At 56.5% G+C, this 18,416-nt stretch carries 18 protein-coding genes; 12 read left to right on the plus strand and 6 right to left on the minus strand.

All coding sequences use genetic code 11. The annotated features are described in order from the left end of the window. Window positions 1-11: 11 nt before the first annotated feature. A complete protein-coding gene (locus tag L379_RS03580; protein ID WP_032655157.1) occupies window positions 12-1,181 on the plus strand; it encodes a DNA repair protein in 1,170 nt (389 codons plus the stop codon). On the opposite strand, the gene L379_RS03575 is transcribed toward L379_RS03580, so the two are convergent. Further along, a complete protein-coding gene (locus L379_RS03575) occupies window positions 1,182-1,946 on the minus strand; it encodes a siderophore-interacting protein (protein ID WP_032655160.1) in 765 nt (254 codons plus the stop codon). Window positions 1,947-2,091: 145 nt separating this feature from the next. On the opposite strand from L379_RS03575, the gene L379_RS03570 reads away from it, so the two are divergent. Beyond that, entirely contained in the window at window positions 2,092-2,586 is a 495-nt protein-coding gene (locus L379_RS03570) for a PadR family transcriptional regulator (RefSeq protein ID WP_032655163.1), read from the plus strand. On the opposite strand, the gene L379_RS03565 is transcribed toward L379_RS03570, so the two are convergent. Together L379_RS03565 and L379_RS03560 are read right to left on the minus strand one after the other, a co-directional pair. Then, window positions 2,583-4,142 carry a methyl-accepting chemotaxis protein gene (locus L379_RS03565; RefSeq protein WP_032618958.1) on the minus strand — a complete coding sequence of 520 codons (1,560 nt, stop codon included), beginning with the start codon at window positions 4,140-4,142 and terminating at the stop codon, window positions 2,583-2,585. The two genes, L379_RS03570 and L379_RS03565, sit on opposite strands and share 4 nt — an antisense overlap. A gap of 239 nt (window positions 4,143-4,381) precedes the next feature. After that, a complete protein-coding gene (locus L379_RS03560; RefSeq protein ID WP_032649597.1) occupies window positions 4,382-5,902 on the minus strand; it encodes a methyl-accepting chemotaxis protein in 1,521 nt (506 codons plus the stop codon). A 422-nt stretch (window positions 5,903-6,324) separates the two neighbouring features. Here L379_RS03560 and ygjG point away from each other — a divergent pair, with 422 nt between their 5' ends. The 9 genes from ygjG to L379_RS03515 all read left to right on the plus strand — a co-directional run bounded on the left by ygjG (window position 6,325) and on the right by L379_RS03515 (window position 15,678). Beyond that, complete coding sequence (gene ygjG, locus L379_RS03555; protein WP_032655166.1) at window positions 6,325-7,704, plus strand: putrescine aminotransferase; 1,380 nt, start codon at window positions 6,325-6,327, stop codon at window positions 7,702-7,704. A gap of 602 nt (window positions 7,705-8,306) precedes the next feature. Beyond that, window positions 8,307-8,849, plus strand: a complete 543-nt coding sequence (locus L379_RS03550; RefSeq protein WP_017382405.1) for a fimbrial protein BcfA — start codon at window positions 8,307-8,309, stop codon at window positions 8,847-8,849. A 71-nt stretch (window positions 8,850-8,920) separates the two neighbouring features. Continuing rightward, the gene (locus tag L379_RS03545; RefSeq protein WP_017382406.1) at window positions 8,921-9,454 is read left to right on the plus strand and encodes a fimbrial protein; all 534 of its coding nucleotides are present in this window, start codon (window positions 8,921-8,923) and stop codon (window positions 9,452-9,454) included. 46 nt (window positions 9,455-9,500) lie between these two features. Beyond that, window positions 9,501-10,211: a fimbria/pilus periplasmic chaperone gene (locus L379_RS03540; protein WP_045333633.1), complete on the plus strand. Its 711-nt coding sequence runs from the start codon at window positions 9,501-9,503 to the stop codon at window positions 10,209-10,211. A gap of 60 nt (window positions 10,212-10,271) precedes the next feature. Next, window positions 10,272-12,896 carry a fimbrial biogenesis usher protein gene (locus L379_RS03535; protein WP_032655169.1) on the plus strand — a complete coding sequence of 875 codons (2,625 nt, stop codon included), beginning with the start codon at window positions 10,272-10,274 and terminating at the stop codon, window positions 12,894-12,896. Further along, window positions 12,897-13,904 carry a fimbrial protein gene (locus L379_RS03530; protein ID WP_023295472.1) on the plus strand — a complete coding sequence of 336 codons (1,008 nt, stop codon included), beginning with the start codon at window positions 12,897-12,899 and terminating at the stop codon, window positions 13,902-13,904. A gap of 9 nt (window positions 13,905-13,913) precedes the next feature. Next, window positions 13,914-14,459, plus strand: coding sequence for a fimbrial protein (locus L379_RS03525; RefSeq protein WP_015571924.1), 546 nt, complete (start codon window positions 13,914-13,916; stop codon window positions 14,457-14,459). Between the two features lie 9 nt (window positions 14,460-14,468). Beyond that, a complete protein-coding gene (locus L379_RS03520) occupies window positions 14,469-14,990 on the plus strand; it encodes a fimbrial protein (RefSeq protein WP_017692635.1) in 522 nt (173 codons plus the stop codon). Beyond that, window positions 14,983-15,678, plus strand: a complete 696-nt coding sequence (locus tag L379_RS03515) for a fimbria/pilus periplasmic chaperone (RefSeq protein ID WP_050597049.1) — start codon at window positions 14,983-14,985, stop codon at window positions 15,676-15,678. The genes L379_RS03520 and L379_RS03515 overlap by 8 nt, the downstream gene beginning before the upstream one ends. A 34-nt stretch (window positions 15,679-15,712) precedes the next feature. On the opposite strand, the gene L379_RS03510 is transcribed toward L379_RS03515, so the two are convergent. Beyond that, window positions 15,713-16,315 carry a helix-turn-helix domain-containing protein gene (locus L379_RS03510; protein ID WP_032655173.1) on the minus strand — a complete coding sequence of 201 codons (603 nt, stop codon included), beginning with the start codon at window positions 16,313-16,315 and terminating at the stop codon, window positions 15,713-15,715. Between the two features lie 42 nt (window positions 16,316-16,357). On the opposite strand from L379_RS03510, the gene L379_RS03505 reads away from it, so the two are divergent. Continuing rightward, window positions 16,358-17,047, plus strand: coding sequence for a B3/B4 domain-containing protein (locus tag L379_RS03505; RefSeq protein ID WP_032655176.1), 690 nt, complete (start codon window positions 16,358-16,360; stop codon window positions 17,045-17,047). Between the two features lie 187 nt (window positions 17,048-17,234). Here L379_RS03505 and lsrG read toward each other — a convergent pair whose 3' ends face one another. Next, window positions 17,235-17,528, minus strand: a complete 294-nt coding sequence (lsrG, locus tag L379_RS03500; RefSeq protein WP_023295476.1) for a (4S)-4-hydroxy-5-phosphonooxypentane-2,3-dione isomerase — start codon at window positions 17,526-17,528, stop codon at window positions 17,235-17,237. Then, window positions 17,525-18,412 carry a 3-hydroxy-5-phosphonooxypentane-2,4-dione thiolase gene (lsrF, locus tag L379_RS03495; protein ID WP_022649459.1) on the minus strand — a complete coding sequence of 296 codons (888 nt, stop codon included), beginning with the start codon at window positions 18,410-18,412 and terminating at the stop codon, window positions 17,525-17,527. Before lsrF ends, lsrG begins: the two co-directional genes overlap by 4 nt. Window positions 18,413-18,416 lie beyond the last annotated feature (4 nt).

Genomic DNA, 18,416 nt, shown 5'->3' on the forward strand with positions numbered 1-18,416 from the left:
CGAAAGGCATCATGAGCACACCGATCAAACGGCTAGAAATCATTAAAAATGCCATTGAGCTGGAAGATGACGACATCATCCGGAGCCAGCTGAAACGTCTCAAAGAGGAAGCCTTTGACGATGATCTCCTGTCCATCGTCGCGGCGCTTGAGCAGAAAAACTACACTGCAGCCCTTCGCGCTATTACCGCCTGGCTGCAAAGCCAGCGCGCCGTTACCCCGTGGCATGACCCGCAGCTGGCGGCCAGCAAGCTGGAGCTGAAAGCCCTGGAAGAGCGTCTGCGCGATCTGATTGATCGCCGTAACGCCCGGGTACAGCAGCTTGATGAGTTCAACGATCTCTATTTCTCCCGCCTAGGGCCGTTGATGCAGCAGATCCTCGCCCTGCGTAAAACGCTGGCGGAGCTTAACCTGCGTCGTCAGCAGGCGGAGACGCGTCGTCGGGAAGAGGATTACCGCCGCTGCCAGGACTATATGGCGCAGGCCGTAGAGGTTCTGACAACGCTCACCCGGCGCTGGCGAGATCTGCCTGCGGATTCCGTTCAGGCGGCAGAGGCGCGCAAACATCTTCAGCAGCAAAGCAATCTGATTGCCAACCTGCTGGCCGAAGCAATGGAGCTGGAGACCGGTTTAACGCGTGAGGAAGAGCCGGCACGTCAGGCGCGCGATGAGGCCAACGAAGAGTACAAGAAGTATCGCGAACAGCATCATGATGCCGAAGTTCGCCTGCGTAAAGGCAAGGATCTCTCTGAAGAGGATCGGAACGAGCTGAAGCGGCTCTGGCGTCAGGCGAGCAAGCTATGCCACCCGGATCTGGTTGCCGATGATTTAAAAGAGGAAGCCAACAGGATGATGGTGCAACTCAACCAGGCCAAACAACGCGGCGACGTGAAGGCCATTCGCTCGCTGGTCGCCCGTCTGCAACAAGGATTCGAACCGATGATGGCAAGCGACAGACTGAACGACCTGGAACGTATTCGTAAAAAGATGGCGCAGGTGCGTGAGCAAATCGACACTCTGGTGAACGAGCTGGCAGAGCTGGAGAAGGAAGAGTCCTGGCTGCTCGTCTCGTCGCTCAGCAATATGGAAGCCTACTTTGCCCAGCAGGAGAAAGCGCTGAAAGAGGTATGCGCCTCGCTCGAACATCAGGTGAGCGAAGCGCAGCTGGATCCCGCTGCCTGATTATTTGGCGTGCCAGTACGCGCTGGCACGCACCAGCTGCGGGTCAATTGCGTCGCTTTCAAACTGACGGCTCAGGCGTTTCACCACCTTCCCCTCTCCGGTCAGCCAGATAAAGTAATCCTCTTCCGGCACGGCCAGCGCTGCAAGATGGTCGGCCACCGCCTGCTCGTTGTGGCCGATAACCCAGGTGATGTTGAACCCGCTCAGGTGCGCCAGATAGTCCTGATACGCCGCATCGCCCACGGTGACGATGGCGTGGATCGTCGGGCGAACAGGCAGTTTTGCGATGCCTTCTAAACGGCGGCGCAGCGCGGGCATCCCCGACTCGTCGCACACGTACAGCTGCCAGGCGTAATCTTCCGGCACCACCAGCGAACCGCGCGGCCCGCCGATGGTCAGCTTGTCGCCCACCTTAGCCTCCACCGCCCAGTTGCTGGCAATGCCGCCATCATGAACGAAGAAATCGAGCGCCAGCTCATGTTTTTCGTCATCGTACAGCGGGGTATAGTCACGCGCCTGCGGACGCACGCCGTCGCCCCAGTCGATGCCTTCATCGGTCACCACAGGCGGCACGAAAGTGGTGCCCGGTGCCGGGAAAAAGACTTTGGTATGGTCGTCAAAGCCGCGAGAGCTAAAGCCCTCCAGCGCCTCGCCGCCTAGCACAATGCGCTGAAATCCTGCGCTGACTCGCTCAGTGCGCAGCACGTTCAGCTCACGAAAACGCAGGTCATTGCGGACACGTTGAGGGTAACGGGTAGATGCCATGTTGATGCCCTTCTCAGGTGAATACGATATATCGGAATGAATTCTTAATGATAATGATTGCTATTAACTAAGAAATCAAGATTTTTTAGATTGCATCTGAATATATCTTAGATATAGTTTAGATATATCAAATTAAGGAAAAAACATGCGACACAAACACGACGGCGGCGGACGCCGGCCACGATTTTTTGGCCATGGCGATTTGCGGCTGGTGATCCTGGATATCCTGACCCGCAACGCGAGCCATGGTTACGAACTGATCAAAGAGATCGAAAACCTGACGCAGGGACATTACACGCCAAGCCCTGGCGTGATCTATCCGACGCTGGATTACTTGCAGGATCAGGCGCTTATCACCATTACCGAAGAAGAGAACGGCCGTAAGCGGATTGCGATTAACGCCGCCGGAGAACAGTGGCTGGATGACAACCGGGAACAGCTGGAGCAGATCCAGACGCGTATCAAGGCGCGCTCCGTCGGTTTCCAGCTGCGCAAAAACCCGCAGATGAAGCGGGCGCTGGATAACTTCAAAGCGGTACTGGATCTGAAGGTTAATCAGGGAGAGCTCAGCGACGCGCAGTTGAAACAGATTATCGGCGTGATTGACCGCGCGGCGCTGGAGATCTCCCAGCTGGATTAAGCCAGCACGCCGTCGCTCACGCGGAACACGCGAACCAGCTCTTTCAGGTGCATGGCCTGTTCGTTAAGGGATGCCGCCGCCGCAACGGACTCCTCCACCAGCGCGGAGTTCTGCTGGGTGGTGGCGTCTATCAGGCCAATCGCGCTGTTGATCTGCGAGATGCCTTCCGTCTGTTCGTGGCTGGCCTGGCGAATCTCACGCAGGATTACGTCCATCTCCTCTACGTTGCCGACCATGCCGTTGATAAGCCCGCTGGCCTTCTCCACAAGGTTCATGCCGTCCTGCGTCTGGCTTGTGGAGCTTTCAATCAGCTGGCGGATCTCACTCGCAGATGTTGCACTTTTCTGCGCGAGCTGGCGTACCTCGCCCGCCACCACCGCAAAGCCACGACCATGCTCACCCGCGCGCGCCGCTTCGACCGCCGCATTCAGCGCCAGAATATTAGTCTGGAAGGCAATGGCGTCGATCAGGTCGATAATGTCGGACATCCTGTTCGATGTTTCGTTAATCAGGCGCATCTTGCTGGTGACCTGCTTCATCATCTCGCCGTTGTTTTTGACCACAGCAGCCGCATCGGCAGACAGGTTCGTCGCTTCTCCGGTGTGGGACGCGGTGTTCTTCACCGTAGCGGTGATCTGCTCCATCGACGCGGCCGTCTGTTCAACGGAACTGGCCTGCTCCTCCGTGCGGGCAGCCAGATCCTGGTTGCCCGCGACAATTTGCGCGGCGGCGCTGGAGATGTTTTCCGATCCGGTTTGCACCTGCTGCACAATCTCCAGCAGGCGCGTTTTCATCTCCATCAGTGCGGTGAGTAGCAGTCCGGTTTCATCTTTACCGTGCGAGATAATGCTGCCGGTGAGATCGCCATCGGCAATGGCCTCCGCAAAATTCACCGCGTCGTTCAGCGGTCGGGTAATGGATCGCACAATGAACCAGCCAGTCAGGCTGGCTGCCGCGACGCTGAAAAGCGTAATCAGGACCAGCAGGAGACGATTGGTGCGGAAATCGCCTTCCACCTGCTCGCCCGCACTCTGCATTTCATGGTCCTGGATCGCAATCAGCGCCTGCACTTTCGCTTTATAGGACTGTTGCAGATTCAGGGTGTTGGTCATCATTTCGTTTATCGCGCCCGCACGGTCGTTATTCTGCACGGCCTGCAAAATGCGGTAGCGCGAGTCAAGATATTGCTGGCGTACGCCGTGGATATCGGCCAGCACCTGTTGGGATTTTTTATCCTTGAGAGCGTTGTCCAGCTCGCTCAGGATTGAGGAGATGCGCTCGCTGATCGCCTTCAGACGCTGCTCTGATTGCGCCGTGTACGTTCCCTGTTCGTCCAGCAGCATGAGCTGCTGCGTGCTTATAAATTCCTGGAAGTTGTCGATTAACTGGTTCGCTTTTACCGTCGTTGGATAGTCGCTGGTAAGGATGGTTTGCATTCCATTGTTTGCCCGATTCAGGCTCATCAGAGACAAGCTTGCGCTGACGACCATCAGGACAATAAATAATCCAAACGCCAGAAATAATTTCGTGCCGATCTTTACGTCATGTATGAACATATTTACCCCATCGATGTGATTATTTCTCAGACGATCGCTGTTATCGACAGGAAACACGCTAACTTTATGACTTTGATCGTTTTTTTATTTTTCACTCTCAATGAATCTGGATCGTAACAATTAAAAACCGGGCGCTTTTTTTAGTTACTTAATATTTCATTAACAACATAACTTATTCTGAAAAACCAAAAAGCCGTTTACCCAGGAGGAATAAACGGCTTTATCGAAGCATGCATTTCTTAATGCAGCACGGTAACCGCATCTTCAAGGCGTCCGGCCCGGTGCTTAACCATCGCGGAAATCTGCGCGCTCTCTTCGACCAGGTCAGCATTTTTCTGCGTAATGCTGTCCAGCTCTGCCACGGCACGGGTCAGCTCTGTCAGGCCTGTCGCCTGCTCTGAGGTGGCGTGACTGATCTGCGCGATAAGCTGCGTGACGTTTTTCACCTGCTCGACAATATCATCCATAGTACGTCCCGCGGCGTGGACCTGCTCGGCGCCCGACTGCACTTTGCTGGCGCTGGCGTCGATCAGCTTGCGAATATCGTTAGCCGCGTTCGCACTGCGGCTGGCAAGATGACGCACTTCGCCCGCCACCACCGCAAAACCTTTACCCTGCTCGCCCGCGCGTGCCGCCTCAACCGCGGCGTTCAGCGCCAGAATATTGGTCTGGAAGGCGATGTCATTGATAAGTGAGGTAATAGAGCCAATGCGCTGGGTACTGTCGGCAATGTCATCCATGGTTTTCACCACGGTCTGCATCACGGTGCCCCCCTGCGTGGCCGCGCTGCTGGCGGCCATCGATAGCTTGTCGACTTCGGCTGCGGTCTCAGAGTTACTCTGCACCGACGCCGCCATCTGGTTCATTGTTGCCACGGTCTGCTGCACGTTAGCCACGGTCTGGCGCGTGCGGTCGTTGAGATCTTCATTGCCCTGCGCCAGCCTGTCGCTACCGTCGCGCACGCTCACCACCTGGCTGGAGACGTCGTTGATCAGCCAGCGGCACATCAGCCCCAGCTGTCCGACGGCCCGCAGCGTCAGCCCCAGTTCATCGCTGCGGTTAAGATGCTGCACGCTGTTACGCTCTCCGGTAGCGACCCTGAGCGCCTGCCGTGCGACGTTTTCCACCGGGCGGACAATCTGTTGCTCAAACACCAGGGTGCCAAGCAGCATCACCACGGCTGCCGCCGCCAGCGAAGCCCAGCCCGCGGCACTGGCAACCAGCGTTGCGGCCATCACCGCGAAAAGTACCGCCATTACGCTACGCACGCGCCAGCGCAGCGGCATCGCCGGTAATTTGCCGAGCCAACCTTTGCGCACCACCAGCCCTTTATGAATGCGTTTTTTGCAGCGTCCTTCGTTGAGCGCCTTATAAAGCGGCTCCACCGCGGCGACCTCGTCCTGCGTGGCGCGGGTACGAATGGACATATAGCCCGTCATCTGGCCGTTACGCACCATTGGTACCGCATTGGCACGTACCCAATAGTGATCGCCATTTTTACGTCGGTTTTTGACAATCCCGCTCCAGGGTTCGCCCTTTTGCAGCGTGTACCACATGTCGGCAAAAGCCGCTTTCGGCATATCCGGATGACGCACAATGTTGTGCGGTTGCCCGAGCAGCTCCTGGAGCGTAAAGCCGCTCACTTGCACAAAGGTGTCGTTAGTGTGGGTCATGTAGCTGTGGAGGTCGGTGGTCGACATAAGCGTGGTGTCATCGTCCAGCGGATATTCATTCTGGGTGACATAGTCAGGAGAGGACATAGTGAGCATCCCTTGCAGGTTATTTGAATGTTAATTTTGTGGCTTATTTTTTTTCGGCGATAAAAAATTTATCTTTAGTTGTTAAATATGATTGAGATCGCAAATCTCGGTTAAACCGCACTTTTCGTACGTTTTTCTAATTAATTGATTTAAAATACTTTCGGCATGAAACTACCTACAAAGCATGATACCCCGGTGCACACTTAAGGCGCATTCCCTGCCCTGGAGCAGTGCAATTGACGACACCCCATCCCCGGCTCGTTATCCCTTATCCCGTGCGGCGCGCGATGGCATGATTAAATATTGTGCAACTTTGATTTCACCTGGCGTTTATCCCGATTTTTGTTAAGGCATCTGAGGTGGCGTAATCCCTGCAATACTTAACTCAGTATCATGTGATACGCGATCCCCGGGAGCATATTTTGAACAGGTTACCTTCCAGCGCCTCGGCTCTTGCCTGTACCGCGCACGCACTGAATCTCATTGAGAAGCGAACGCTTGATCATGAGGAGATGAAACAACTTAACCGTGAGGTCATTGATTACTTTAAGGAGCATGTGAATCCAGGTTTTCTGGAGTATCGCAAATCTGTTACCGCCGGCGGGGATTACGGAGCCGTAGAGTGGCAAGCGGGCAGTCTGAATACGCTTGTCGACACCCAGGGACAGGAGTTTATCGATTGCCTGGGGGGTTTTGGTATTTTCAACGTGGGGCACCGTAATCCAGTTGTGGTTTCCGCCGTACAGAATCAACTTGCGAAACAACCTCTCCATAGCCAGGAACTGCTCGATCCGCTTCGCGCCATGCTCGCGAAAACGCTGGCAGCCTTAACGCCCGGCAAGCTGAAATACAGCTTCTTCAGCAACAGCGGCACCGAATCGGTCGAAGCGGCGATTAAACTCGCCAAAGCGTACCAGTCACCGCGCGGGAAATTTACCTTTATCGCCACCAGCGGCGCGTTCCACGGGAAATCCCTGGGCGCACTGTCGGCGACCGCTAAATCAACCTTCCGCAAACCGTTTATGCCGCTGCTGCCGGGCTTCCGCCACGTGCCATTTGGCGACATCAACGCCATGCGCACCGTGCTGAGTGAATGCCGTAAAACCGGCGACGACGTGGCGGCGGTGATCCTGGAGCCGATTCAGGGTGAAGGCGGCGTGATCCTCCCGCCGCAGGGCTATCTGCCCGCCGTGCGTCAGCTGTGCGATGAGTTCGGCGCGCTGCTGATCTTCGACGAAGTGCAGACCGGGATGGGGCGCACCGGCAAGATGTTCGCCTGCGAGCACGAGAACGTTCAGCCGGACATTCTGTGCCTGGCGAAAGCGCTCGGTGGCGGCGTGATGCCGATTGGCGCAACGGTCGCCACTGAGGAGGTCTTCTCGGTGCTGTTCGATAACCCGTTCTTACATACCACCACCTTTGGCGGTAACCCGCTGGCCTGTGCGGCGGCGCTGGCCACCATCAACGTGCTGCTGGAGCAAAACCTGCCCGCGCAAGCGGAGCAGAAAGGCGACATGCTGCTGGACGGCTTCCGTCAGCTGGGCCGGGAATATCCGGATCTGGTACAGGATGCGCGCGGGAAAGGGATGCTGATGGCGATTGAGTTCGTTGATAACGAAACCGGTTATAGCTTCGCGAGCGAGATGTTCCGCCAGCGGGTGCTGGTGGCCGGCACGCTCAACAACTCGAAAACCATCCGCATTGAGCCACCGTTGACGCTTACCATTGAGCAGTGTGAGCAGGTGCTGAAGGCGGCGCGTAAGGCGCTGGCGGCATTACATATTGCCGTAACATCCGCCTGAGCATTTATTTTTCCTGCCCTTTTAGCAGTATCAGGGCGATATGCAAAGAAATCCCTGGGATACGCCAGGGATTTCTTTATGCAGTCAGACTGAGGAATAATGTGCATAAGTGCAAACACGGTTCATCATATAAATTTAAAATATTTCTTTATGTAATATCAGATTGTAAAAGCAGCCGGATAATAACACCACCGCATTCCCAACGCATGTCCGAATAATGACAGCCGTAACGTCTTGCATTATTAACAAAACCACGATGACATTCATCGCAGACATTAATAAAACCGACCAGCGAATAGAAATGCGGTTCTGACGGCGTGCAATATCATTCAAACAAATAAATTATGAGTTAATTTTATATTTAGTAAAACTAATAAAACATCAACCCATTATCACATTGATATAATATTATTTAATCCGTAGAATCCCCTCATTCATCAGCGCAGTGGCGGATGATATAAAACCAGTAACAACGCCCTGGGTAAAAATAATATATTAATCTAAAAACATATCCTATACCACTGCCTCGAAAAAAGATTCACATGACATTGTGAATATATTATTTCAATTGACAGCATGATGTTTATCTAAAAAGGATTTGTATGAAAAAGCAAGTTATAGCAATGGCTGTTGCCGGCGCGCTGGCTGGTGGCATGGCAATTAATGCGCAGGCCGATACCGTTACCGTTTCCGGCGGGACCGTCAACTTTGTCGGCCAGGTGGTAAACGCCGCCTGTTCCGTCGCGGCTGACTCCGTAGACCAGACCGTTACCCTGAGCCAGGTGCGTACCGTCAAGCTGACAACGGTCGGCATGCAGGCCAACCAGAAAGAAGATTTTAAAATCGTTCTGGAAGATTGCGACGCCACCGTTAGCCAGAATGCCGCCGTGATCTTTAACGGCCAGCAGGACCCTGCTGTAGAAGGCAGCCTGGCGAACACCGCTGGCGCAGGCTCGGCCAAAAACGTTGCGCTGCAACTGTTCGGGCCGGACGGCCAGGCGCTGAACATTGGCGATACCTCCTCCAACGTTAAGCTGATCAACGGCGAAAACATCATCCCGCTGAGCGTGGATTACGTGGCCACAGGCGCGGCCGAGCCGGGCAACGTCTCCTCCGTCGCAACGTTCCAGATGGTTTATTCCTGATTCGTTAGCCGATCTCGCTTCTTCGCCTGCGGGCGGAGAAGCGTTGTCCGGCAAGCGTTAGAGAGTTCGCAATGCAGCAATCCATAAATCGGGCGCTGCTGATAGCCGGCACTGCGCTTTTTGCCGTATTGCCAGCCGCGGCAAAGGACGATGGAAGCGTGACCTTTCAGGGTCAGGTCGTCAATGCGGCCTGTTCCGTCAGCATGGATTCCCAGGATCAAATCGTGCATATGGGACAGGTACGCAATAGCCAGTTCATCGCCGCCGGTGACTGGGCCAAACCGGTACCCTTCTTCATCACGCTGGAAGCATGCGACACCAGCGTAAGCCAGCGCGCCGGGGTGCTGTTTAGCGGCGAGTCTGACGGCAACGATCCCCAGGTTTTTCGCGCGGGCTATGGGCCTGGCGCCGCCACCGGGATTGGTATCGGTCTATTCGATGCGATGGGGAACCTGGTAAAGCCAGACACCGCGCCCCCCTGGTACAGACCTTTGCAGGACGGTGAAAACCGGCTGAGCTATATCGCCAGGTATCGCGCCACCGAAGATAGCGTCAACGCTGGTACCGCGAACGCGCAGGTCTGGTTCATCGTTTTTTACCAATAACTGACTCACAGGCAAGAAGCCTGACACATGAGAAACTGAGGGAACAATGCGTATCATTACATCACGCTGTAAACTGACTTGTCTGATAGCTGGCGCGCTAACGGCTCTGTTCGCGATGGGGATGGCCGGTTCTGCCAGCGCAGGCGGTATCGCGCTCGGGGGAACCCGGGTGATTTATCCCCAGGGTGATAAGCAGGCTTCATTAGCCATTATTAATTCTTCAACGAATACCACTTTTTTAATTCAGAGCTGGGTGTCCAACGCCGAAGGGGCAAAATCAGCGGATTTTGTCATTACGCCGCCGCTGTTTGTTATCCATCCTAAAAAAGAGAATACCCTGCGTATTATGTACGTGGGCCCCGATCTGCCTGTCGATCGTGAAAGCGTTTTTTATCTGAACAGCAAAGCCATTCCTTCCGTCGAGAAAAATAAGCTTTCCGGTAATACGCTACAAATTGCCACCCAGAGCGTTATTAAACTTTTTATCCGGCCGAAAAAATTGCCGTCGCTCTCTATTGATGCGCCCAAAACATTAACCTGCTCAGTCACCAATGGAAAAGTCACTATTACCAATCCATCGCCTTATTACGTTTCGTTGGTTCAGTTTTTCGTCGGCAGCACGCAACTGGCAAATAACATGGTAGCGCCCAAAAATAACCTGGTGGTGGAGATCCCCGGTGGCGGCACTGGCAGCGTGAGGTTTCAGACCGTTAATGACTTTGGTGCCAACACGCCCGTTCAGTCATGCGCGAAATAAGTCGTATACGGCGTTACGTATGACGTTTTGTCATTAAAAGCCTCGCAGGTAAGGGAAGACATGAAGCGTGTTCAGCCACGAAGATTTAACGCGCTCGTCAGAGCGTCGCTAACGCCGCTGGCGTTGACGATTGCGGGACTCCTTTCGTCCATCACCGTGCGCGCGGAGTATTTTTTTAACCCGGCATTTTTGTCGAGCGATCCTTCCGCCGTGGCGGATCTCTCCCGTTTTTCAACAAATGGCCAGGCGCCGGGCGTCTATCGCGTGGATCTCTGGCTGAATGGAACATTTGTCACCACCCGCGATATCAACTTTATCGCCAGAACCGTAACGGACGGAGCCGTACAGGGCGACGACACGGGGCTAATGGCCTGCCTGACGCCCAAAGCGTATGAAAACCTGGGCGTCAACGTTCAGGCATTCCCGGCGCTGGCCGCCGCGAAAGCCGACAGCTGCGTGGACATTGCCGCCATTATTCCGGCCGCTGCCACTCTCTTTAATTTCGAACAGCAGCGTCTGGAAATCAGCATTCCGCAGGCCGCATTACGCAACAACGCGCGCGGCTATATCCCGCCAGAGCAGTGGGATGAAGGTATTAACGCTCTGCTGCTGAACTATAACTTTAGCGGCTCATACAGCCGCGATCGCAGCGAAAACGGCACACCCCACAAAAGCTATTTCCTCGGCCTGAACAGCGGGGTGAATCTTGGTGCGTGGCGTCTGCGGGACTACTCGACGTGGAACTACTATAACAGCGACGAGAACCGCCATAGCGAATGGGAACATATCAACACCTATCTTGAGCGGACGGTGATTCCGCTAAAGGGCAGACTGACGGTGGGCGATAGCTATACCTCGTCGGAAATTTTCGACAGCCTTCCCTTTCGCGGCGCGCAGATCGCCTCGGACGACAACATGCTGCCAGACAGCATGAAAGGCTTTGCGCCCACCATTCGCGGGATTGCCAAAAGCAACGCGCAGGTCACCATCAAGCAGAACGGCTATAGTCTTTACCAGAGCTACGTTCCGCCCGGCGCCTTCGCCATTAACGATCTCTTCCCAACCTCCTCCAGCGGCGACCTCACGGTAGAAGTGAAGGAGACGGACGGCAGTATCTCCCGCTATTCCGTTCCTTACTCCGCCGTACCGCTCCTCCAGCGCGAAGGGCGGGTGAAGTATGCCCTGACGGCGGCACAGTACCGCAGCAATAACGGTCAGCAGGACGAGGTGAATTTTGCCCAGGGCACGCTGATTTGGGGGCTACCGCAGGGCGTAACCGTCTATGGCGGCTCACAGCTTTCCGGCGATTATTACGCGCTGGCTCTTGGCGCTGGCCTCAATATGGGCAACTTTGGCGCCGTCTCTTTCGACGTTACCCACGCGCGCAGTACGCTGGCCGACGACACCAGCCATACGGGGCAGTCTCTTCGTTTCCTGTATGCCAAATCCCTCAACAAGATGGGTACGAACTTCCAGCTGCTGGGCTACCGCTACTCCACGTCCGGGTTCTATAACCTGGATGAGACAACCTACACACATATGCAGGGCTATACGGGCGATGCGGAGCAGGATGACGCGAATGAGGCCACGAACTGGCTGGACTACTACAACCTCAACTGGACTAAACGCGGCAAGCTTCAATTCAATATTTCGCAGCAGCTAGGCAGGCTCGGCTCGCTGTTCGTGACCGGAAGCCAGCAGAGCTACTGGCACACGGACGACAAAAACACGCTCGTCCAGGTGGGATACAGCGGTACCTGGGCCGGGATCTCATACAGCCTGACCTACAACTACAACAAATCGCCGGGCATGTCGGATAGCGATGAGATTTATGCAATTAACCTTTCCTTCCCGCTTAGCCAGTGGCTTTCACCTGCCAATGACGTCAGCCAGAAGCGGAACTACGCCTATGCCACCTACGGCATGAGCGCCAATAAACATGGAGAAACGTCTCAGAACGCGGGGATTAACGGCACGCTGCTGGCGGAGAACAACCTTAACTACAGCGTGCAGGAAGGTTATGCCAGCCAGGGGGCTGGCTCGCAAGGTTCCGCCAGTCTGGAATACGATGCCGCCTACGGCAACGCCAGCCTGGGCTACAACTACAGCGATAACGGCGATTATCGGGAAGTGACCTACGGCCTGAGCGGAGGCGTGGTAGCCCACCGCAACGGCATCACCTTAAGCCAGCCACTGGGTGATACCAACGTGCTGATTGCCGTACCGGGCGCAGCGGACGTCAGCGTCGAGAATGAACCCGGTATCCATACCGACGGACGCGGCTATGCGGTGGTGCCTTACGCCTCGGCCTACCATCTGAACAGGATGGCGCTGGACATTAACTCCCTCTCAGACGCCATGGATATCGATGATGCCGTCACCAGCGTGGTGCCGACCCACGGCGCCATCGTGCGCGCCACGTTTAACGCCCGTCTGGGCGCACGCGCGCTGGTAACGCTGCGCTACCACGGCAAGCCGGTGCCGTTTGGCGCCATGGTTTCCCGCGACGATAACGGCAGCGACACCATCGTAGGCGAAGAAGGCGAAACCTACCTCTCCGGCCTGAGCCAAAAGGGAGTGTTGAAGGCGCAATGGGGAGAAGGGGCGGATAAGCGCTGTACGGCCAACTACCACTTACCTGAAAGCAAACAGCCGCTGCTGCGGATCACCATGGAGTGTTCATAAATGAAATTAAGGATGATGCTTCTCTCTGCCGCTGGGCTACTTTTTTCGCTGAGCAGCCTGGCCGCAACGTGCAAAAACGCTAACGGCGGAATTTCCATGGTGAATTACGATCTGACCACCACGCTCACCACGGATCAAAACATCAAGGGCAACGGTACAGAGCTGAACCGAACCCAGGATATCCACGTCAACGCCACCTGTCCCCCAGGCAACTGGGAGAAGCGCACCTATCGTACCTATATCTCACCTTTCCCCGTGGTCAAAACGGAAGGCGAGTGGAAATATTTACAGCTTGATCCGGATTATATTATCGGTGCGATGAAAATCCATGATGCCACCATCGGCGATTTTTATCCGCCGGTGGAGTATGTCCACATGGGGGGGCACGAAGAGGTGGATACGGGCGGCGTCTTCCCGGTGAACGACAGCAATCTGACCTTCAAAATACAGATTGTCAGGCCGTTCATCGGCTCGGTCGTGATCCCGCCGAAACTGATGTTTAACGTCTATGTCACCACGACGGAAAATGACCGGCCCACCGTAATCGTTTATCAGATCACCTACAGCGGCGTAATAACCGTCCCGCAAAACTGCGTGATTAACGCCGGGCAAACCGTCACCGTCGATTTTGGGGCACTCTACCACGGCGATTTCACCCAGGCCGGACAGCGACCCGACAGCGTAGCGCCAAAAACCTTTACCGTGCCGATCGAATGCAACGCTGATGTCAACTCACCGGCGCAGCTCACCCTGCGGGTACAGGGGACGGCAGACGCTCGTTTCGCCAACGCGCTGGCGACGGATAACCCGGACGTGGCCGTCGTCGTGACCAGCCCGCAGGGCGAGATCCTGCGGCCAAACGTGTTCTCAAGCAGCGTCCCCTTTACCACGGATATGTCAGGACGCGCGGACGTGACGCTGCAAGCCTACCCCATCAGCACCACCGGGCAGTCGCCAGAGCTGGGCGTCTTCAGGGCGCTGGCGCTGTTACGCATTGATTTCGCCTGAGGAAGCGTAATGACCATTTCATGGAAAAACACCGTATGGCTGAGCGTGGCCCTGTTAAACCCGCCGCTGGTGAAGGCTGACGACACAAGCTTTAACGTGCAGTTTATCGGCACCATCGTTGGGGAATCCTGTAACGTCGATACTAACAGCGCAGAGCAAACGATCGACCTGGGTGAATTTACGACAGAGGAATTTCCGCGCGTGGGCGCCACGACACCGGAAAAGCAGTTTGCCATCACGCTCAAAAACTGCACCCGCGCAATCGGCGGCACGACCGTCTGGTTTACCGGCGACGCGGACGCCAACGATCCCACGCTGCTTGCCTTATCAGATACGGGAAAAGGGACGCAGCACATGATGGCGACCGGACTGGCAGTCGAGCTGCTCGACAGCGCGCGGGCGTCTGTCCCGATCAATAATACCGAGTCGCCGCTATATCCCCTGCTGCCGGGCGATAACACGCTGACCTTCTTCCTGCGCTATAAATCTACGCTGCCGACGGTCACCACCGGCAACGCCACCGCCGTGATGTATTTCGATCTGCTTTACCAGTAAGGAGACAGAATGACGATCCTGAACAGGTTATTTATCTGTTGCGCGCTGCTGTTGTCAGGCAAGACGCTCGCCCATGACGGCACGGTCTATATTACCGGCGTGGTGAAAGGCAAAACCTGTATTGTCTCCCCCGGCTCGGAACAGCTGGTAGTGGAGATGCATGATGTGGCGGCCCGCCAGCTGGCCGGGCAAAAAAACGAAACGCCCTATGAGCCGTTCACTATTAACCTTGAAGCCTGCGGCGCCGGGTTATCCGCCGTCAGCACCCATTTTGAAGGCACGCCGGACGGTAACAATAGCGATCTGCTGGCCCTGACCGGCGGGCCGGACTATGCAACCGGCGTGGCTATCGGCCTCTATAATCCTGATAAATCGCTGATCGCCATGGGGGATGAAAGCCTGCCGTTCGCGCTAAGCAATGACCAGACCACCCTGGCGCTGCATTTTTACGCCCGCTACCTCGCCGTGACGAACGCCGTTACGCCGGGGGTGGCTAACGCTGCCGCCACCTTTGTGCTGACCTATGCGTGAGGCCAGCCTGCTGAAAAAAGCGGGGATAGCCCTGCTGACCGCCGCGTCTTTCTGGCTCTTGCCTGCTCAGGCCGGGGTGGTGATTGGCGGCACGCGGTTTGTTTATCCTCAGGATCAGCGCGCTATCAGCGTCACCGTGCGCAATAAGTCCTCGCTGCCGTATCTGATTGGCACAAAAATTTATCGCGGCGGCCGATGGCCGGGGGCGCAGCAGCCCCCCGAAGCGGCCACCGCGTGGTTTACCGCGACGCCGCCACTTTTTGCACTCCAGCCCGGACGTGAGAATAAGATCCGTCTGTTTCGCGCCGATGCGCCGCTTCCTGCCGATCGCGAAACGCTTTTCACGCTAAGCATTGCCTCCATTCCGGCCAGCCAGCGTCACAGCGATAACGTTCAGATGGCGGTACGTTCCAGCATGAAGCTTATCTATCGCCCGGAGGGGATTCAGGGCGAACCGGCGCTGGCCTATCGTCAGCTACGCTGGCAGCTGACCGCCGACGGGCTGACGGTTGAAAACCCGTCGCCTTATTACGTTACGCTGTATCAGCTTTCCGTTAACGGAACGCGGGTGGATAACGCCGGCGTTGTCGCCCCTCGTCGCTCAGCGACTGCCAGGTGCCAGCTCACCTGGCAGTCGCTGAGCGACGAGGGGCGGATATTGCCCTCGATCGCCCGCACGGTGAAATAATTGCTCGCGGGGGTATCCTGGCAGCGGACCGACACTAGCGGTGAAACTCCGCTACCGTCATGGTAAAGCGCAGCACTTTTTCTCCCTCATTGGCATAGCCGTGCGCGGCTTCCGTTTTCGCCACCGCCGACGCGCCAGCATTAACCTGTACCACCGTCTCGTCCACCGTCAGGGTTAACATGCCTTCGTTCACGTGCAGCAGCTCAAAGGTTCCCGCCGGATGCCCCGAAGAGGTAAAGCGCTCTCCCGGCTGCATCTCCCACTGCCACAGCTCAATCATGTCCGGGCCTGCGGTGCCTGCCAGCAATCTGGCATAACCGCCCTGTGCGCCCTGCCACAGAACCGGGATCGCCTCTTCCTGAATAATGTGTACCTGCGGCTCGCTGGAGACGTTAACGATATCTGCCACCGAGACGCCAAGCGCGGCGGCCAGTTTGCACAGAATGGCAATGCTGGGGTTGGCAGCCCCTTTTTCGATCTCCACCAGCATGCCTTTGCTGACGCTGGCGCGGCGGGAAAGCTCGTCCAGCGACAGCTTTTTCTCTTTCCGCCAGCTGCGGATACGGTTCGCCACGGCCAGGCTTACCTGGGCAACATCGGCGCCCGCATCGGTCATTATATTGACTTTATCAGTCATTGGTCACTACCATGGTATAAAACAGTCAATACAGGATTATTTATGTCTCTTCTAACACCGTCAATAGATTCGCGACTTGTCGGGATCGCGCCCGGCTTTCGGGCACTGAGCATTCTGGTTGAAGCTGCCCCGATTACCCAACCGGAGGTTGCGCCCGCTGCGCTGGCGCAGGCCTGCCAGCAGATGCTCAATGATGATGTGCCCTGGGCAGAAAATCATCTCGCCGCCTGGGATGAGGTGTTTAAAGCCTTTGGTGCAAAACCCAAACGTACGCCCTGCTCGGCCTCGGCCCTGCGCAAGCGCGTGAAGAGAGACGGTTCGCTGCCGCCGCTCGACCCGGTGGTGGATATCTATAATGCCATCAGTATCCGCTACGCTATTCCGGTAGGGGGAGAAAATCTGGCGGCTTACTCGGGAGCGCCGCGCCTGACGCTGGCCGACGGCAGCGAGCCGTTTGATACCTTTAAAGAAGGTGAGCCGGTTGTAGAAAATCCGGAGCCAGGCGAAGTTATCTGGCGTGACGATCTCGGCGTCACCTGCCGCCGCTGGAACTGGCGACAGGGGGTACGCACGCGTCTGGACAGCCAGGCGCAATCCATGTGGTTTATTCTCGAAAGCCTGCCGTCGATGCCGCTGGCGGCATTACAGGAAGCTGGCGATGAGCTGGTGAGCAATCTGCAAAAGCTGATGCCGGGCGCGACGGCGCGTATTCAGTTGCTGGAGCTGGCGTGAACAACGCCGGGTGGCGCTTCGCTTACCCGGCCTACAAATACTGCATATGTAGGCCCGGTAAGCGCAGCGCCACCGGGCAAACACCGCACCATCTCGCCCCCGTAGGCCCGGTAAGCGCAGCGCCACCGGGCAAACATCGCACCATCCCCCGTAGGCCCGGTAAGCGCAGCGCCACCGGGCAAAGCCGCTACTCCGGCAACAACCCCACAAAACAGCGTTTTTTGCGCGGCTCTGACATCAGCTCTTCAAGCTTATCCACGCACGCCAGATAGTGTGGCGTTTGCTTATGCGCCAGCACCGCCGCTTCGTCTTTATAGGCTTCGTAGATAAAGAAGCGGGTTTTCACCCGCGGGTCCTGCAAGACATCAAAGCGCAGGTTTCCCGGCTCCTTGATGGCCCCCTCGTGGTTGGCGCGAAATACCTCCAGAAACTCGTCCACCCGCTCGGGTTTAATATTAATCTCCACCAGCGTCACGTTCATTTTGCTTCTCCCTGTTTCTCTTCCTGCCAGAACTGGAACGCCTCCCGGGCGCTCATGTTCTCGTGAACGACTTTCTTCACCGCCTTCAGCATGGCGAGTGGCGCGCTGGACTGGAAGATATTCCGTCCCATGTCCACGCCGGACGCGCCCTGGTCAATCGCCCGCCAGCACATCTCCAGCGCCTCGTGCTCTGGCAGTTTTTTGCCCCCGGCGATGACGATCGGCACCGGGCAGCTGGCGGTCACTTTTTCAAAGCCCTCGTCCACGTAGTAGGTTTTGACGAACTGCGCTCCCATTTCGGCGGCGATGCGGCTGGCAAGCGAGAAATAGCGCGCGTCACGCGCCATCTCTTTCCCCACGCCCGTCACCGCCAGCGTCGGCATGCCGTAGCGCGCCCCCGCATCCACCAGCTTGATGATGTTGTTGATCGACTGATGCTCAAACGGGCTTCCGATATACACCTGCGCCGCCACCGCGCAGACGTTCAGGCGCAGCGCGTCCTCCATCGCCACCGCCACGCACTCGTTGGACAGCTCGCCCAGAATCGAGTTACCGCCGGAGGCGCGCAGCACCACCGGTTTGTTCGTGGCGGCTGGCACCTGGCTCCTGAGGATGCCGCGGGTGCACATCAGCACGTCGGTTTCACCAAACAGCGGCGCGATGGAGAGATCGATACGCTCAAGGCCGGTGGTCGGCCCCTGAAAGTAGCCGTGGTCAAAGGCCAGCATCACCGTGCGGTTGCTCTGTGGGTTGAAGATGCGCGAAAGCCTCGACTGCATTCCCCAGTCCAGCGAGCCGCAGCCCTTCAGGGTGTACGGCACATTTTGCTGCGGCGTGCCGATGCCAAAATCCTTGCCGTCTTTGATGTCGTCTAAATCAGCCATTTGC

Source organism: Enterobacter sp. MGH 33 (assembly GCF_000534535.1).
In the GTDB taxonomy this organism is placed as follows: Bacteria; Pseudomonadota; Gammaproteobacteria; order Enterobacterales; family Enterobacteriaceae; genus Enterobacter; species Enterobacter hormaechei_C.

Coding starts and splice junctions, on each gene's coding strand:
- L379_RS03580 (WP_032655157.1), top strand. CDS start 12: ATGAGCACACCGATCAAACGGCTAGAAATCATTAAAAATGCCATTGAG.
- L379_RS03575 (WP_032655160.1), bottom strand. CDS start 1,946: ATGGCATCTACCCGTTACCCTCAACGTGTCCGCAATGACCTGCGTTTT.
- L379_RS03570 (WP_032655163.1), top strand. CDS start 2,092: ATGCGACACAAACACGACGGCGGCGGACGCCGGCCACGATTTTTTGGC.
- L379_RS03565 (WP_032618958.1), bottom strand. CDS start 4,142: ATGTTCATACATGACGTAAAGATCGGCACGAAATTATTTCTGGCGTTT.
- L379_RS03560 (WP_032649597.1), bottom strand. CDS start 5,902: ATGTCCTCTCCTGACTATGTCACCCAGAATGAATATCCGCTGGACGAT.
- L379_RS03550 (WP_017382405.1), top strand. CDS start 8,307: ATGAAAAAGCAAGTTATAGCAATGGCTGTTGCCGGCGCGCTGGCTGGT.
- L379_RS03545 (WP_017382406.1), top strand. CDS start 8,921: ATGCAGCAATCCATAAATCGGGCGCTGCTGATAGCCGGCACTGCGCTT.
- L379_RS03540 (WP_045333633.1), top strand. CDS start 9,501: ATGCGTATCATTACATCACGCTGTAAACTGACTTGTCTGATAGCTGGC.
- L379_RS03535 (WP_032655169.1), top strand. CDS start 10,272: ATGAAGCGTGTTCAGCCACGAAGATTTAACGCGCTCGTCAGAGCGTCG.
- L379_RS03530 (WP_023295472.1), top strand. CDS start 12,897: ATGAAATTAAGGATGATGCTTCTCTCTGCCGCTGGGCTACTTTTTTCG.
- L379_RS03525 (WP_015571924.1), top strand. CDS start 13,914: ATGACCATTTCATGGAAAAACACCGTATGGCTGAGCGTGGCCCTGTTA.
- L379_RS03520 (WP_017692635.1), top strand. CDS start 14,469: ATGACGATCCTGAACAGGTTATTTATCTGTTGCGCGCTGCTGTTGTCA.
- L379_RS03515 (WP_050597049.1), top strand. CDS start 14,983: ATGCGTGAGGCCAGCCTGCTGAAAAAAGCGGGGATAGCCCTGCTGACC.
- L379_RS03510 (WP_032655173.1), bottom strand. CDS start 16,315: ATGACTGATAAAGTCAATATAATGACCGATGCGGGCGCCGATGTTGCC.
- L379_RS03505 (WP_032655176.1), top strand. CDS start 16,358: ATGTCTCTTCTAACACCGTCAATAGATTCGCGACTTGTCGGGATCGCG.
- lsrG (WP_023295476.1), bottom strand. CDS start 17,528: ATGAACGTGACGCTGGTGGAGATTAATATTAAACCCGAGCGGGTGGAC.
- lsrF (WP_022649459.1), bottom strand. CDS start 18,412: ATGGCTGATTTAGACGACATCAAAGACGGCAAGGATTTTGGCATCGGC.